Below are 14506 nucleotides of genomic sequence, written 5' to 3' on the forward strand. Positions count from 1 at the left end.
GACGACTGTGACGGCGGGTGGATACCGGTAACGAGAGCCTGCTGATCCTGGTACTGACAGCACCCGGCAACCGCTTTCCCCGTCGGCCGCCGGTCGGCCAGCATAGGGGGATGACCGTGACCAGGCAGCGTGCCCGCCGGGTGGAACTGGCCTCCTTCCTGCGCAGCCGCCGCGACCGCATCACCCCCGAGGCCGTCGGGCTGCCCCCCGGGCCGCGCCGCCGTACCCCCGGCCTGCGGCGCGAGGAGGTGGCCATGCTCGCCGGGGTCGGCGTCACGTGGTACACCTGGCTCGAACAGGGCCGTCCGATCAACGTCAGCGTCCAGGTGCTCGACGCGATCTCCAGGACGCTCCGGCTCGACGAGGCCGAGCGCGAGCACCTGTACCGGCTCGCCGACCTGCCGAGCGTGCCCCAGCCTCCCGACCACGGCGGTCTCGAACCCGAGGTCCAGTTGATCCTCGACCGGCTCGACCCGCTGCCCGCCGTCGTCTACAACGGCCGCTACGACGTGCTCGCCTGGAACCGGACGTACGGCGCGCTGTTCCCGAACATCGTCACGGCGCCGCCCGCCACCCGCAACGCGCTCTGGCAGATCTTCGTCGCCCGCTCCTGCTGCCTGCCGATGATCGACCGCGAGGCCGAGCTGCCGCAGCTGGTCGCGACCCTGCGGGCGGGCTTCGGACGCCACCTCGGCGAGCCCGCCTGGACCGACTTCGTCCGCGCGCTCTCGGCGGAGAGCCCCGAGTTCGCCCGGATGTGGGCGGCGCACGACGTGGCCAGGCCGGGCAGCAGGACGAAGGCGTTCCGGCACTGCGAGGCGGGGGAGGTGCGCACGGTCTCCACGAGCCTGAGCCTGGCGGCGCCACAGGAGGCGCGGATGGTCGTCTACACCCCGGTCGGCGAGGAGGACCGCGAGCGCATCGCCTGGATCAGCGCGCACCCCGAGATCCCCCCGGTCGCCGAGCACACCCACTGACCTCAGGGCGGCAGCGGGCCCCTGTAGGGCAGCGTCCTGCTGTAGACGACGTTGGTGGTCGTGCTCCCGAACTCGGCCAGCTCCCCGACCAGCCGCTCCAGGTGCCCCATGGAGGTCGCGGCGACCTTCAGCACATAACAGTCGTCACCCGTGGTGCGCAGACACTCCAGGATCTCGGTCCGTACGGCGAGCAGCCGGTGCAGCGGTTCGTGCCGGTTGCCGGGATACTTCAGGCGCACCACGGCGAGCACCGCGAACCCGGCCCTCTCCAGGTCGATCTCCGCGCGGTAGCCGGTGATGACGCCCGCCGCCTCAAGGCGCCTGACCCGTTCGGTCACCGCCGAGGAGCTGAGGCTCACCCGCCGCCCCAGCTCGGTGAACGGGACACGGCCGTCACGCTGGAGCTCGGCGAGGATCGCCCAGTCGGTCGGATCGAGATTCTCGGCCATCCCGCCAAACTACCGGCAGAGTCCCGGATATATCCGCTTAAGGCAGGGAGAAAGCCCTTAAATCCTGGGGAACGCCTGGATAGCCTGAACGGGTGAGAATAGGGGTGAACGTTCCGAACTTTGGGCCAGGCACCGACCCCGGCGTCCTGCGCGACTGGGCGCGGACGGTCGAGGGGCTCGGCTTCGACCTGCTGATGGTCTCCGACCACGTCGTGGTGACACCCGACGTCGCCAGGCAGTATCCGGCGCCGTTCTACGAGCCCTTCACGACCCTGTCCTGGCTCGCCGGAGTCACCGACAGGATCGGGCTCGGCACCACCGTGCTCGTGGCACCGTACCGGCACCCGCTCCTGACCACCCGCATGGCCGCCAACCTCAACCAGCTCAGCGGCGGCAGGCTGGTCATCGGCGTGGCCCCCGGCTGGGCCGAGCAGGAGTTCGCGGCGCTCGGCGTGCCGTTCGACCGGCGCGGGAGGATCACCGACGAGACCCTCGTCGCGCTGCGGGCCGCTAGGGACGACACCGAGGACTACCGCGCCGGGCCGATCCCGCTGTGGGTCGGCGGCAATAGCGACGCCGCCATCGGCAGGGCCGTACGGCTCGGCGACGCCTGGCACCCGCTGCGCAACACCCTCCCCTGGCTGCGCGAGGCGGTCGGCAGGATGAGGACCATCGCGGGCGAGCGGCCGGTCCCCGCCTTCGCCCCCCGGATCGTCCTGCGGATCACCCCTTCACCCGTCACCGGCCCCGACCGGCGCGCGGGCGAGGGCACCGTCGAACAGGTGGTCGCCGACCTCGAACAGCTCCGGCTGCTCGGCGCGGAGACGGTCGTGCTCGACCCGTTCGACGGCGACCCCGACGAGACCCTCAACCCGGCGGTGAAATGGCAGATGCTCGCCACCGTCGCCGCCAACCGGGACAGGCGCCCACGAACGGAGCAACCATGACGGACAACAAGGAACGACTCCTGCGCCGCGCGATCGAACTCGCCGCGGAGGCCAGGGCGGGCGGCAACCCGCCCTTCGGCTCGCTGCTGGCCGACGCGGAAGGCCGGGTGCTCGCCGAGGAGCGCAACACCACCCTCACCGACGCCGACATCAGCGCGCACCCCGAACTGAAGCTGGCCCGCTGGGCGGCCCGCGAACTCGACCCCGCGACCGCGGCCGCCACGACCATGTACACGAGCTGCCAGCCCTGCCCGATGTGCGCGGGGGCGATCCAGCGCTCCGGGCTCGGCCGCGTCGTGTTCGCCCTGTCCGGCGAGCAGCTCGTCGCCCTCAAACCGGGCGGCGACTTCCCCGACGTGCCCCAGGAGGGCCCAGCCCTCTACGAGGAGGCCCGCGTCCCGGTCGAGGGCTACTACTAGATGAGGCGCCACATCCTGACCGGCACCCCCGGCGCCGGGAAGACAGCGATCCTGCGCCAACTGGAATATGACGGCTACACCGTCGTCGAGGAGGCGGCGACCGACGTCATCGCCCTGCGACAGGCCCGGGGCGACCCCGAGCCGTGGACGAAGCCGTCCTTCGTGGAGGAGATCGCCGCCCTGCAGCGCCGACGGCAGGAACGGGCCGCGGCCCTACCCGACGAGGTGCAGATCTACGACCGCTCGCCCGTCTGCACCTACGCCCTGGCCACCTATCTCGGCCATCCCATCTCCCCGGCCCTGTCCCGCGAGCTGGAACGCGTCCAGGCCCAGCGGATCTACGCCAGGGAGGTACTCTTCGTGCAGAGCCTCGGATTCGTCACCCCGACCGACGCGCGACGGATCACCTACGAGGAGTCGCTGCGGTTCGAGCAGGTCCACCGGGACGCCTACACCTCACTCGGCTACGAGTGCGTGCCGATCGCCCCGGGCACGCTGCCGGACCGGACGGCGGCGGTCAGGAAGCACCTCTCCTGACGGGTCAGTGCGCGGTGATCCGGTGCTTGGCCAGGTGGGCGAGGACCGCCTGGTTGGCCTCCCAGCCGTCGGGGAACTTCACCGGCACCCCGAGCTGGACCGGCTCGGCGGACGGGTGGGCGTCGAGCAGCTCGGGGATGCCCGCCCTGGCCACCACGACGCAGGCGTGCCGGTGCCGCGAGGTCAGCACGCACAGCCGCCCCGACTCCAGGTGGAACGCTGTCGCGTCCCTGCGCCCCGACAGGGGGTGGAGCACGATCGTCACGTCGTACTCCCGGCCCTGGAGCCGGTTGGCGGTGTCCACCGTGATCTCCTCGGGCACCCCCGCCGCGCGGATCGCGGCCACCTGGTCGCGGTGCGCGGCGCCGATGGCGATCCGGTCCGCGCCCACCCGGTGACTGCCGCGCTCGGAGTGCGCCACGGGAGCCCGCTGCAGCAGCCGTACGGCCAGCACCGCGACCGCCTGCACCGCCTCGGCGTCCGTGCGCACGGTGTGACGGCTCGGCAGCTCGTACAGAGCCCATCCCGAGGCGGCGGCCTCCTCAAGGGCCCGGTCGTAGGAGGTCCGCATCCCGTTCACGGTCAGTTCGAGTCCGCGCTCGCCGTGCTCCGTCCCCGCCCTGAACCCGGTGAACGGGTAGAACGCCTCGGAGACCACCGGCGCCGCCGAGGCGGGCAGCCGCCAGGAGACCGGCAGCCGGTGCACGGGAAGGTCGGGATTGTGGCGCAGCAGCACCGAGACCGCGCTCTGCACCGGGTCCCAGGACAGCCCCGCCCAGCGGTCGCCGTCCACGATCGAGAACGGGTCGAGCTGGCCGGGATCCCCCACGAACAGCGAGCGCTCGAACAGCGAGGCGATGCGCAGCAGCTTGTCGGAGCGCATCTGGTAGGCCTCGTCCACGATCGCCCACGGCCAGGTCCGGTCGCCGATCCAGGCCCACTTGTCCGCGGTCGCGATCACCACGGCCGGATCGCCCAGGTCGGGCAGCTTGCCCGCGACCGAGACGTTGGGGTGGGCCAGGATGCGGGACGGCGTGACGTAGCCGCTCGCGGACAGCCGCCCGACGGTGAGGTCGGGATGGTCGGTGGCCAGCCGGTTGACCAGGTCGTCAACCTGCTCGTTGGTCTGCGCCACGATCATCAGCGGCTCGCCCGTCTCGGCGATGTGCGCCGCGGCCCTGACCACCAGCGTGGACTTGCCCGCCCCGGGCGGGGAGTCGACGACCACGCCCCGGTTGCGGGGCAGGTCGGCCAGGACCGCCTCGACGACGGCCGCCGCCTCCTGCCCCGGCGTCATCCGCCCGGCCTCGTCGTCACGGAGAATCCTCACGACCACTCCTCCTGGGCGTCCTCGTCACTGGGCACGTACTCCTGCGGGGGGCCGCCGTGCGTCCACGGCGTCAGCTCCGGGTCGGGCAGCGCGGCCGAGGACTGGAAGTCGTCGGTCAGCGAGGTGTAGGTGACCCGCTCCCCGATCTCGGGCACCGAACCGGGGGTGGGGGACTTGCCCCGGCCCATCCCCTTGACGATCTTCAGCACGACCTCGACGGCCTCGACGCCCTCGTCGCCGGAGATCTCGACGATCTCGGCGGCGTGCCCGCGCCGGTCCGGGCTGCCGACCACCGTGCCCGGCGCCTGCCGTACGGGATCGGCCGTGGTGACCGTGACCAGCGGCCTGAGCTTGCGGGAGCGGCCCTCGCCCTCGGTGTGCTCGGGGTCGGCCGCCGTGACCGTCCCGGCGAACGCCTCACCCGTCAGGCGGTACTCGGCCATGACCAGCGGGTCGTCGTAGGCGCGCTGCACGTCGTAGCTCGCCCTGGCGCGTTCGAGACCGGCGAGCCTGGCCGCGGCGCCGACCGCGCCGTCCCTGCGCGCCTGCGGCGGACCGCCCTCCGCGAGCCGTTCGGTGAAGCGGGTGAACGACCCCCGGTCGGTCTCCCAGCGCTCCCTCACCCGCGTCCCCTCGGGCAGCGCCCGCAGCAGCTCGACCGCCCGCCACATCAGCCGCCACGTCGGATCGAGCTGGGTGCGCAGCGCCTGGGCGATGCGCTCGACGGAGTGCTCGGTCGGCGCCTCCTCGTAGGCGTGCACGGCCGGGGCGAGCACCTCGTTGTCGAAGCCCGGGTCGGTCACCGGCCCCGCCGGAGGCCACAGCAGCGGATCCTCCGCCTCAAGCGCCGCCTGGGCGCCGGTCATCCCGGCCGGAGGATCGATCCAGCTGACCAGCGTGGCCAGGTTCGCGTCCTCAAGACCGCTCTGCCCGGTCGCCCAGTGCAGGCCGAGCGCCTCGGTCGCCGCCATCAGCAGGCAGGAACCCGGCTGCTGCGACCTGTCGGCGAAGTAGGTCAGCCACCGCCCGAGCAACGGCACCGAGGGGTGCACCGGATAGGGCCCGTCGATCCTGCGGAACCGGGTCGATCGGCCGAGCAGCCCGACAAAGGCCGCCCCCTGCCGGTTCGGCACGAGGATCTGCGGCGCCTCAAGGCACCTCTCGTACGGCTCACCGCCCCGCCGCTCGACCGTCTCGGTGTCCTTGCGGAAGCCCTCGACGTACGGCAGGACGACCTCGGCCAGCTCGGCGGTGAAGGCGAAGCGCAGGTCCCGGTTGCGCGGCTGGGGCACCACGAGCAGCCGGGGATGGCCGGGATCGGTGCCGATCATGGCGGCCAGCGGGGCCGCGGCCTCACCGGACAGGGCGAGCGGGACGAACACCATCGGCTGCGGGGCCACGTGACAGTGCCTGACCGTGGTGATCGGCTGCGCCACCCCGTCCCTGATGGCGCGCAACCGCGCCAGCGCCGTCAGCGCGCTCATCGCAGGCACTCCTCGCGCAGCCGTTCCGCGAGCCGCAGCAGCCTGGCGATCTCCTCCTGGCCCTCGGCGGGTTCCAGGGTGCCCTCGGCGAGCCCGAGCGCCTCCGCCACGCTGGAGACCCCGCCCAGCTCGTCGCGGACCTGGCGGCCGAGCAGGTCGGTCGCGCCGCTCTCCCTGGCCTCGTCCCGGCAGAACATGCACATGTCGCAGGTGGACAGGCAGTCGGGCGCGTAGCGGGCGGGCACCCGGGACAGGGCCTCGGCCACCTCCCCGGCCGGGCGGGTCGGCACCCCGTCCTGGCCGGGGGCCAGGTCGAAGGTGAGCCCCTCGGGAAGCCCGTCGAGCAGGGTGTCCACCCGGGTCAGCCGGGTGAGCTGCCGCCTGAGCACCGCGAGCTGCCTGCGCACGTCGACCAGGGCGGCCGTCGGCTGGTTCGCGAAGTTCTCCGGGCAGACCAGGACGACCTCGTGGGAGACCCGCTCCTCGGCGTGTCCCAGGTCGGCCAGCAGCGCGCGCAGCGCCAGCACGTAGACCGCGGCCTGCCTGGCCGCCGCGGCGACCTTCCTCGGCTCGGCCTGCCCGTCGATGACGCTGAACGACTTGATCTCCACGATGTGGAAGCGTCCCTCCACCTGGAAGGCGACCACGTCCGGCTCCAGGTAGCAGACGTGCCCGGCGATCCGCAGGCTGAGCAGCGGGTGGTCGTAGAAGACGGCGGGACCGTCCTCCCGCGCGGCCCTGTCGACCAGCGCCCTGGTGTGGGAGTGGCGCAGGTGGGCGCCGACGCTCTCCACGTCCTGGTAGCCGACCTCGGCCACGGGCAGCTTGAGCAGCTCGCGCAGCAGCCGCAGCAGCTCGGCGCAGCCGTTCTCCTTCACCACGGTCTCGAAGGAGTTTCCCCGGGTGATCGCGAACTGGGACTGGCCGAAGGGCGCGGGAAAGCCCAGGTGTCTGGCCGTACGGTCCTTGTCGACGCCCGCCGCGTCCAGCAGCGCCCTGCGCGCGCAGCCGGGGTTGGCGGCCAGTGCCGCGATGGCGCGGGCGTCGTGCGGGCGCGACGGCACGGGGCCGCGCAGCCTGTCCAGCCTGCCGTTCAACTCGCTCCCCTCAGGGTGCTCAGGGCGACGGCGCCGAACAGCCGCTCGGCGTCGGACAGCTGCCTGCCCGCCCGCGCCGCGACCTCGGCCCGCTGCGCCACGTCGGCCGCGTGGTGCACCTCAAGCTCGGCGCGTGCCGCGCGGATGGTGGTCTCGGGGTCGGCGGGCGCGAGGCCCTCGACGGCTCCGGGGATGTTCTGCGCCATCCGCCGCAGCAGCCGCCGCGCGCCCTGCGGCGGGTCGGTCATGCGGACGAGCCTGTCGGCGACGCGCATGGCCGAGACGAGGAAGTCGACGCGCGGGCTCAGCGGTCCGAGCACCCGACGCTCCGGCTCCCAGGTGCTGTCGGCGAGCAGTCCTCTCGCGGGGGAGAGGCGGTCGGTCAGCGCGGCGCACAGGTAGTAGGGGCGTGCGTAGGGATCCCCGCGGAAGGAGCGCTCCTCGTCCCGGCGCAGGCTGGTGAGCTGGGGGCCACGCAGCGCGCCGGAGAAGAACGCGTCGTTCACCGCGACGATCATCCTGACGGCCGAGGGCACCCCGAGCAGCGCCAGCGCCTGGTGGACCTGCTCCCTGACCGGCAGCAGCGGCGCCTCCCGCTCCTGCGGCGACTCCGGCTCCCCGGCGCCGACCGCGCGGTCCCAGGCCTGCTCGGCCCGGCGCAGATCTCCCCGTAACGACCGCGCCAGCGTGTTGTCCCTCGCCTTGACCGCGCGCCGTACCTGGGCGCGGAGCTCGGCTATCCGCAGCTCCAGCGCGTCCAGTGATTCACTCACGGCACGGAGCGTAACAGGAGTTCCACCAGCCTCCTGTGTATTCCAGCGATTTCCAGCATTCGTGGCGTTTCATTGAGCGGATATATGCGGATAAAGGGGATATATCCAGCTAAATAGGTGGGGCGATTCCTGGGGGAAGCGGGCGGGTGTGTACCACCTCAAGCCGTGAGACGGCACGGGTCAGCACGACGTAGAGCCGGTTCACCCCTTTCGGCTCCGCCTCCACGACGGCCGCGGGCTCGGCCACCACCACGTGGTCGTACTCAAGTCCCTTGGCCAGCGTCGCGGGCACGGCGGTGACCCGGGCGCCGTGGGAGTCCTCGCCGAGCGTCGCGATCTCGACCCCCGAGGCCCTGACCGCTCCCGCCAGCTCGTCGAGCGCGTCGTCGGCGGCCACGAGCCCGACCGAGCCCTCGTGGGCCAGCGCCTCCCGCACCACCCGCGCCGTCGTCCCCGCGAGGTCGGACGTCGGATGGAACCGCAGCGACCCGTCACCCCGGAACGAACGCGTCCTCGGCACCTCCACCGCCAGCTCGTCGAGCAGCCGGTTGGCCAGCGTGACCACCGCCCCCGGCACCCGGAACCCGGTCGTCAGCGCGACCGTCGCCGCCCCCGGCTTGCCCAGGGCGGCCAGTTGCTCGGGCCAGCTCCGCGCCGCCCACGGCGTGGTGCCCTGCGCCAGGTCGCCCAGCACGGTGAGCGAACCGTGCTCGCTCCTGCGCGCGACGGCCCCGCACTGCATCGGCGACAGGTCCTGGGCCTCGTCCACGATGACGTGCCCGTATCCCCTGGGACGCTCGATCAGCCCCGCGACCTCGTCGAGGAGCACGGCGTCCGCCGCCGACCACCTGGCACTCCTGAACGAGCGCGGTGGCCTCGCCCACAGGAGCGCCGACTGCTCATCGGAGGTGAGGATCCCGTCGGCCGCCCTCGCCAGCACGGCCGGATCGGACAGCAGCTCGGCCACGACCTCCCTGGGCCGCGCCACCGGCCACACCGCGTTCAGGAACTCCCTGACCGCCCTGGCGGTCCCGCGCGTCCACGCCGTGTCGGTAGTCCGCCCCCGCGCCTCGGCCCGCACCCGCAGGAGCGCGGTCAGCCGCGACAGCACCCGCTCCCGCCCGATCCCGTACGGCGGCGCCTCCCGCAGCGTGTCGGAGACGACCCGGTCCAGCTCCTCCTCGGACACCCGCCAGCGATAGGCCCCGTCGGGCACGGCCAGCGGGCCGCCGGGCCGTACGACCCGACCGTAGAGCGCCCTGCACAGCACCTCGGCCATCCGCGCGTCGTGCTTGACCACCGCCGTGGCCTCCCCGTCGGACCCCTTGGGCAGCTCCGGGGCCAGCAGTTCCTCCAGGGTCGTCTGCTCGACGTCCATCTCGCCGAGGGCGGGCAGCACCGCCGAGACGTAGCCGAGGAACGCCCGGTTGGGGCCGAGGATCAGCACCCCGCTCCCGGTGAGCCGCCGCCGGTGGGTGTAGAGCAGATAGGCGGCGCGGTGCAGGCCGACGGCGGTCTTCCCGGTGCCCGGCGCCCCCTGGACGCAGATCGACTCCCCGATCCCGGCGCGGACCAGCTCGTCCTGCTCGGGCTGGATTGTGGCGACGATGTCGCGCATCGGGCCGACGCGGGGCCGTTCGATCTCCTCGGCCAGGATCCGGCTCGCCGTCCGCAGGGCGCCGCCCTCGCCGAGCCGCTCGTCCTCGAAACCGGTCAGGGCGGGAGGATTCCCCGACCAGCCGAACCTGCGGCGCACCGTGACACCCCGGGGGTCACGCGTGTCGGCCTGGTAGAACACGGTCGAGACGGGTGCGCGCCAGTCGAGCACCAGCGGCTGTTCGCCGGTCCTCCCGGAGATGTGCCGCCGCCCGACGTAGTAGCGCTGCCCCCGGTGGTCACCCGCGTCCGGCCCGTCGCCGAAGTCGAGACGGCCGAAGAACGCGGGCCCCTCCGGCTCCTCGGCGAGCTGTTTCGCGAGGCTCTTGAGATGGCGTCCCAGCCGCTCGGCGCTGTAGCGGTCACCCGCCACGTGCTCGCCCACGACGACGTTCAGCCGCGCGCCGTCGAGCATCCCGCGCAGCGCCGCCCTGCACTCCTCCAGGTAGGCCCGCTCCCCGTCGAGTCCGGTGCCGGTCACCAGCATCACCCCTCAAAGCTTAACCGAGTTAAGATATTAACCCGGTTAAGTACCTGTTAGGTTGGACGGGTGACAGGACTCCGGCAGCTCAAGAGACAGCAGGTCCACGACGCGATCTCCACGGCGGCGATCACCCTGTTCCTTGAGCGGGGCTTCGACGAGGTGTCCGTGGCCGAGGTCGCCGCCGCCGCGGGGGTCTCCAAGCCGACGCTGTTCAAGTACTTCGCCTCGAAGGAGGACCTCGTCCTCCACCGCATCTCCGACCACCACGAGGAGTCCGCACGGGTCGTACGGCACCGCCCCCGGGACGAGAGACCCCTGGCCGCCCTCCACCGTCACTTCCTCGAAGGACTCGAACGCCGCGACCCCGTGACGGGGCTCAACGACCACCCGACGGTGCTCGCCTACCACCGGATGATCTTCTCGACCCCCGGCCTCGCCGCCAGGCTCATGCACCACACGACCAAGGACGAGGAGGCCCTGGCCGAGGCCCTCGGGGAGGCTTTTGGGGAGGCCGCCGACGACCTCACCGCCCGGCTCGTCGCCGCCCAGACGCTCGCCGTACAACGAGTCCTGGCCAGGCGAAACTGGGCCAGGCTCACGCGGGGAGAGAGCGCCGACGAGGTCCACCCGTCCGCGGTGGCCGCCGCCGACCACGCCTTCGGTCTCCTACCCGACCTGGGCTGATCGGGTACGGCGGGCCCACACGACAGACGGGGCGCCGCCCCCGTGAGGGAACGGCGCCCCGCTCGGAGCGTCAGCCCAGGTCAGGCACCCACCTCGGAGCGGTCACCGGACCACAGGGTGTGGAAGCTGCCCTCCCGGTCCGTCCGCCGGTAGGTGTGCGCGCCGAAGAAGTCGCGCTGCCCCTGGATCAGGGCGGCGGGCAGCCGCTCGGCCCGCAGCGAGTCGTAGTAGGCGAGCGCCGTGGAGAAACCGGGCACCGGAATGCCCAGCTCTGCCGCCTTCGCCACCACCCGCCGCCACGAGTCCTGCGCCAAGCCGAGCGCCTCGACGAAGAGCGGCGCGGTCAGCAGCGTCACCGGCGGCGTCTCCTCCTCGTAGGCCTCGCGGATCCGGTCGAGGAAGACGGCCCTGATGATGCAGCCACCCCGCCAGATCGTGGCCAGCGCGCCGGGATCGACGTCCCAGCCGTACTCGGCGCTCCCGGCCCTGATCTGGTCGAACCCCTGCGCGTAGGCGATGATCTTCGACGCGTACAGCGCCCGCCGTACGTCCTCGACGAACTCCTCACCCAGCGCCTTGTCCGTCACCCCCGAGGGGCCGGGAAGCCCACGGGCCGCCTCCCGCAGCTCCACGTGGCCGGAGACGGAACGGGCGAAGACGGCCTCGGCGATCCCGCTCACCGGCACACCCAGGTCGAGCGCGATCTGCACCGTCCAGCGCCCGGTGCCCTTCTGCTCCGCCCGGTCGGCGATCACGTCCACCAGCGGCCTGCCGGTCGAGGCGTCCACCTGCCTGAGCACCTCGGCGGTGATCTCGATGAGGTAGGAGGACAGCTCACCCCGGTTCCACTCGTCGAAGACGTCGGCCAGCCGCGCCGGATCAAGCCCGGTCCCGTGCCGCAGCAGGTCGTAGGCCTCGGCGATGAGCTGCATGTCGGCGTACTCGATGCCGTTGTGCACCATCTTGACGAAGTGACCCGCCCCGTCGGGACCGATGTGCGTGCAGCACGGCACCCCGTCCACCTTCGCCGAGATGTCCTCAAGCAACGGCCCGAGCGCCGCGTACGACTCCTTCGAGCCACCCGGCATGATGCTCGGCCCGAGCAGCGCGCCCTCCTCGCCGCCGGAGACCCCGGTGCCGACGAAGTGGATGCCCCGCTCCCGCAGCGCCGCCTCCCGCCTGCGGGTGTCGAGGAAGTGCGCGTTCCCGCCGTCGACGAGCATGTCACCCGGTTCGAGCAGCGGGGCGAACTCCTCGATCACCGCGTCCGTCGGCGCCCCGGCCTTGACCATGATGAGGACGCGCCGGGGACGCTCCAGCGCCGCGACGAACTCCTCGGGAGTCTCGCAGGCGAGGAAGGTTCCCTCGTCCCCGTGCTCCTCGACCAGCTTCGTGGTCCGTGACAGGGACCTGTTGTGCACCGCGACCACGTGCCCGTGCCTGGCGAGGTTGCGGGCGAGGTTCGCGCCCATCACCGCCAGACCGGTCACACCTATCTGCGCCTGAGTCATATCGTGACACCCCCTATTACGTTTAAGGATGCCCAGTTTGCACCGCCCGGCTCTCAGGGTCTGAAGGACGGGCCCTTCTGGTCGTCGCCGAGAACGCCGCCGAGACAGCGGTAGGTCCGCACCCCCGAGGCGAACTCCGCCTTCGACGGCGGCAGCACCGTGGTCTGCCACTTCGTCGGGACGACCTTGAGCGCGGCACCGCGCCGGGAGGCCAGCATGACCGACGCCGCGCACGCCTTGCGCACCGTCGGATCGCGCTCGACGACGCTCATGTCGTGGGTGAGCCCGCTCGGCAGCGTGGCGATCGCGAACGTCTCCCACGAGTGCGGCTCCGCGCACCCGACGGACCGCGCCGAGGCGTCACCCGCGATCACGACGAGCCCGCCCCAGCACTCGGCCTTCTCCACGCACGAGGCACGGGCACCGGTCACGGCCGCCGCGGGGCATCCCTGCGTGACCGTGGCGACCTCGGCCTTCGCCCCCTGGCTTCCCCCGGTCTCCGAGGTGCTCGCCGGGCTTCCGAAGCTCTCCATGAGCATCAGCCCGACCCCCGCGAGCAGCAGGATCGCGAAGGCCGCCGCGATCGCGACGAACACCCGCGTGTTCGAGCCACCCGTGGGCACCGCGGCATGCTTGGCCGGTGACTGGGTCGTGCCGAGCCCCTGGACACCGGGCGAGGTCAGGTGCGCGCGCATCACCTCCCGCCCCGGCGCGCCGTACGACGCGTGCGGAACAGGACGGTGCCCCGAGGCGTACGGCGCGGGCCCTCCCTGGACGACGGGCGGCGGCGGAACGGGAGCCGGTCGCGGCGGCATCGGCCTGCCACCCGGGGCCTCCCGCTCAAGGTGCAGGTCGGTGAGAGCGTCCCGCAGCGCGGCGACGGAGGGAGTACGGCGCGCGGGATCGCTGTCCATGGCCTGCCGGAGCACGGCCGTCAACTGGGGCGGCACCCCGGGGATCTCCGGGATGGGCAGCCGGTGCAGGGCCATGATGACCGCGATGTTGGCCACCCCGCTCTCCGGGAAGCGGGGAGGACGCCCGGACAGCAGCGCGTAGAGCGTGGCGGCCAGGGAGTAGACGTCTCCCGCCGCGGAGGGCTCCGACAGGTCGAACGCCTCGGGCGGCGCGTAGGCGGGGGTCAGCGACTCTCTGGTCACCGACGCCTCACCCCCCGCGGAGGGCATGGTCGCCAGTCCGAAGTCGGACAGCACGACGTTGCCGTACCGGTTGATCAGGATGTTGGCCGGTTTGATGTCCCGGTGCAGCACCCCCGCCGCGTGGGCGGCGGCCAGCGCGTCGGCGATCCGGATACCGATGTCGGCGACCTCCGCGGGCGCCAGCGGTCCCTCGGAACGCAACCGGTCGAGCAGCGACCCACCCGGACACAGCTCCAGCACCATGTACGGCCTGCCGTCGGCGAGCACCCCGGCGTCGTAGACATGGGCGACATGGGGGTGCCCGGACAGGGCTCCCGCCGAGGTGACCTCCCGCATGAAGCGGCGACGGTCACGCTCGGAGACCAGAACGCGGTTGTCGACCTTGAGCGCGACCTCCCGGTCGACCGCCAGCTGCCTGGCCCGGTAGACGATTCCGAAACCGCCCTGGCCGAGCACGCCGGATATCTCGTAGCCCGGTACTGAAAAGGCGCCTGCCTCGGCCATCTGCCACCTCCTGACGACGGGCAGGTTATCGGAGTCCACGGTCGTCCCGGCTGCGTGGTGACCAGGCACTCGGCCTCGATTTGACGACGTTCCCCGGGGGACGTAGAGTCACCTGGCCCGAGGGCTCCGGCAACGCCGTCGAGACCCTGGGAATCCTTCCGATCGACTCTCGACTGAGACACGTGTGTCCCGGTCGTTTCGGTTCGACATGTTCCGGATGCCGGAGTAAATTGGAAGGGTTGCTCCGGAGACGGAGTGGTCTGAATTCCCTTCAGGCAGGCTTGGACGAATCAAATGGATCCGGTCGGATCGGTTTGACACGAAAAAGCGGGTCTGAAAGAATAAAGACACAACGAAATGAACGAAACGAAACGCCCCGGAATTCCGGCCCGAAAGGGTTCAGGGGGACGGTGAACGCGTCCGTTTCTTGAGAACTCAACAGTGTGCTAAAAGCCAGTGCATGAAGCACAAACCCGTCCCACACGTCTAGCACGTGG

The 14506-nt window shown here is 71.9% G+C and carries 14 protein-coding genes; 5 read left to right on the forward strand and 9 right to left on the reverse strand.

Going from position 1 to position 14506, the window contains the following annotated elements:
- Positions 1-110 precede the first annotated feature (110 nt).
- On the forward strand, positions 111-977 hold the full coding sequence (locus FHS44_RS33620) for a helix-turn-helix transcriptional regulator (protein ID WP_184722344.1): 867 nt from the start codon (positions 111-113) through the stop codon (positions 975-977).
- A gap of 2 nt (positions 978-979) precedes the next feature.
- Here FHS44_RS33620 and FHS44_RS33625 read toward each other — a convergent pair whose 3' ends face one another.
- Positions 980-1426 (reverse strand): Lrp/AsnC family transcriptional regulator, encoded by a 447-nt coding sequence (locus FHS44_RS33625; RefSeq protein WP_184722347.1) that lies wholly within the window; start codon positions 1424-1426, stop codon positions 980-982.
- Positions 1427-1530: 104 nt separating this feature from the next.
- Here FHS44_RS33625 and FHS44_RS33630 point away from each other — a divergent pair, with 104 nt between their 5' ends.
- Genes FHS44_RS33630 through FHS44_RS33640 form a run of 3 tightly spaced genes read left to right on the forward strand, consistent with a single transcriptional unit; the run spans position 1531 to position 3329 of the window.
- Complete coding sequence (locus tag FHS44_RS33630) at positions 1531-2373, forward strand: LLM class flavin-dependent oxidoreductase (RefSeq protein WP_312863912.1); 843 nt, start codon at positions 1531-1533, stop codon at positions 2371-2373.
- Positions 2370-2792, forward strand: a complete 423-nt coding sequence (locus FHS44_RS33635) for a nucleoside deaminase (protein ID WP_184722352.1) — start codon at positions 2370-2372, stop codon at positions 2790-2792. The genes FHS44_RS33630 and FHS44_RS33635 overlap by 4 nt, the downstream gene beginning before the upstream one ends.
- Positions 2793-3329, forward strand: a complete 537-nt coding sequence (locus FHS44_RS33640; protein WP_184722355.1) for an AAA family ATPase — start codon at positions 2793-2795, stop codon at positions 3327-3329.
- 4 nt (positions 3330-3333) lie between these two features.
- Here FHS44_RS33640 and FHS44_RS33645 read toward each other — a convergent pair whose 3' ends face one another.
- The 5 genes from FHS44_RS33645 to FHS44_RS33665 all read right to left on the reverse strand — a co-directional run bounded on the left by FHS44_RS33645 (position 3334) and on the right by FHS44_RS33665 (position 10156).
- Positions 3334-4659 carry an AAA family ATPase gene (locus FHS44_RS33645; RefSeq protein ID WP_312863913.1) on the reverse strand — a complete coding sequence of 442 codons (1326 nt, stop codon included), beginning with the start codon at positions 4657-4659 and terminating at the stop codon, positions 3334-3336.
- Entirely contained in the window at positions 4656-6143 is a 1488-nt protein-coding gene (locus tag FHS44_RS33650; protein WP_184722358.1) for a hypothetical protein, read from the reverse strand. The genes FHS44_RS33645 and FHS44_RS33650 overlap by 4 nt, the downstream gene beginning before the upstream one ends.
- Entirely contained in the window at positions 6140-7240 is a 1101-nt protein-coding gene (locus tag FHS44_RS33655) for a hypothetical protein (protein WP_184722361.1), read from the reverse strand. The genes FHS44_RS33650 and FHS44_RS33655 overlap by 4 nt, the downstream gene beginning before the upstream one ends.
- Positions 7237-8013, reverse strand: coding sequence for a hypothetical protein (locus FHS44_RS33660; RefSeq protein WP_184722363.1), 777 nt, complete (start codon positions 8011-8013; stop codon positions 7237-7239). Before FHS44_RS33660 ends, FHS44_RS33655 begins: the two co-directional genes overlap by 4 nt.
- A 109-nt stretch (positions 8014-8122) precedes the next feature.
- Entirely contained in the window at positions 8123-10156 is a 2034-nt protein-coding gene (locus tag FHS44_RS33665) for a HelD family protein (RefSeq protein ID WP_184722430.1), read from the reverse strand.
- Between the two features lie 63 nt (positions 10157-10219).
- On the opposite strand from FHS44_RS33665, the gene FHS44_RS42550 reads away from it, so the two are divergent.
- Complete coding sequence (locus FHS44_RS42550) at positions 10220-10837, forward strand: TetR/AcrR family transcriptional regulator (RefSeq protein ID WP_184722366.1); 618 nt, start codon at positions 10220-10222, stop codon at positions 10835-10837.
- Between the two features lie 80 nt (positions 10838-10917).
- On the opposite strand, the gene gnd is transcribed toward FHS44_RS42550, so the two are convergent.
- The 3 genes from gnd to FHS44_RS40425 all read right to left on the reverse strand — a co-directional run.
- A complete protein-coding gene (gene gnd / locus FHS44_RS33675; RefSeq protein WP_184722369.1) occupies positions 10918-12348 on the reverse strand; it encodes an NADP-dependent phosphogluconate dehydrogenase in 1431 nt (476 codons plus the stop codon).
- 53 nt (positions 12349-12401) lie between these two features.
- Entirely contained in the window at positions 12402-14009 is a 1608-nt protein-coding gene (locus tag FHS44_RS33680) for a serine/threonine-protein kinase (protein ID WP_184722372.1), read from the reverse strand.
- A 271-nt stretch (positions 14010-14280) separates the two neighbouring features.
- Positions 14281-14506: hypothetical protein (locus tag FHS44_RS40425; RefSeq protein WP_221461580.1), on the reverse strand; the 226-nt coding region annotated here is incomplete at its 5' end.

Origin of the sequence: Streptosporangium saharense, from assembly GCF_014203715.1 — a bacterium.
Classification (GTDB): Bacteria; Actinomycetota; Actinomycetes; order Streptosporangiales; family Streptosporangiaceae; genus Streptosporangium; species Streptosporangium saharense.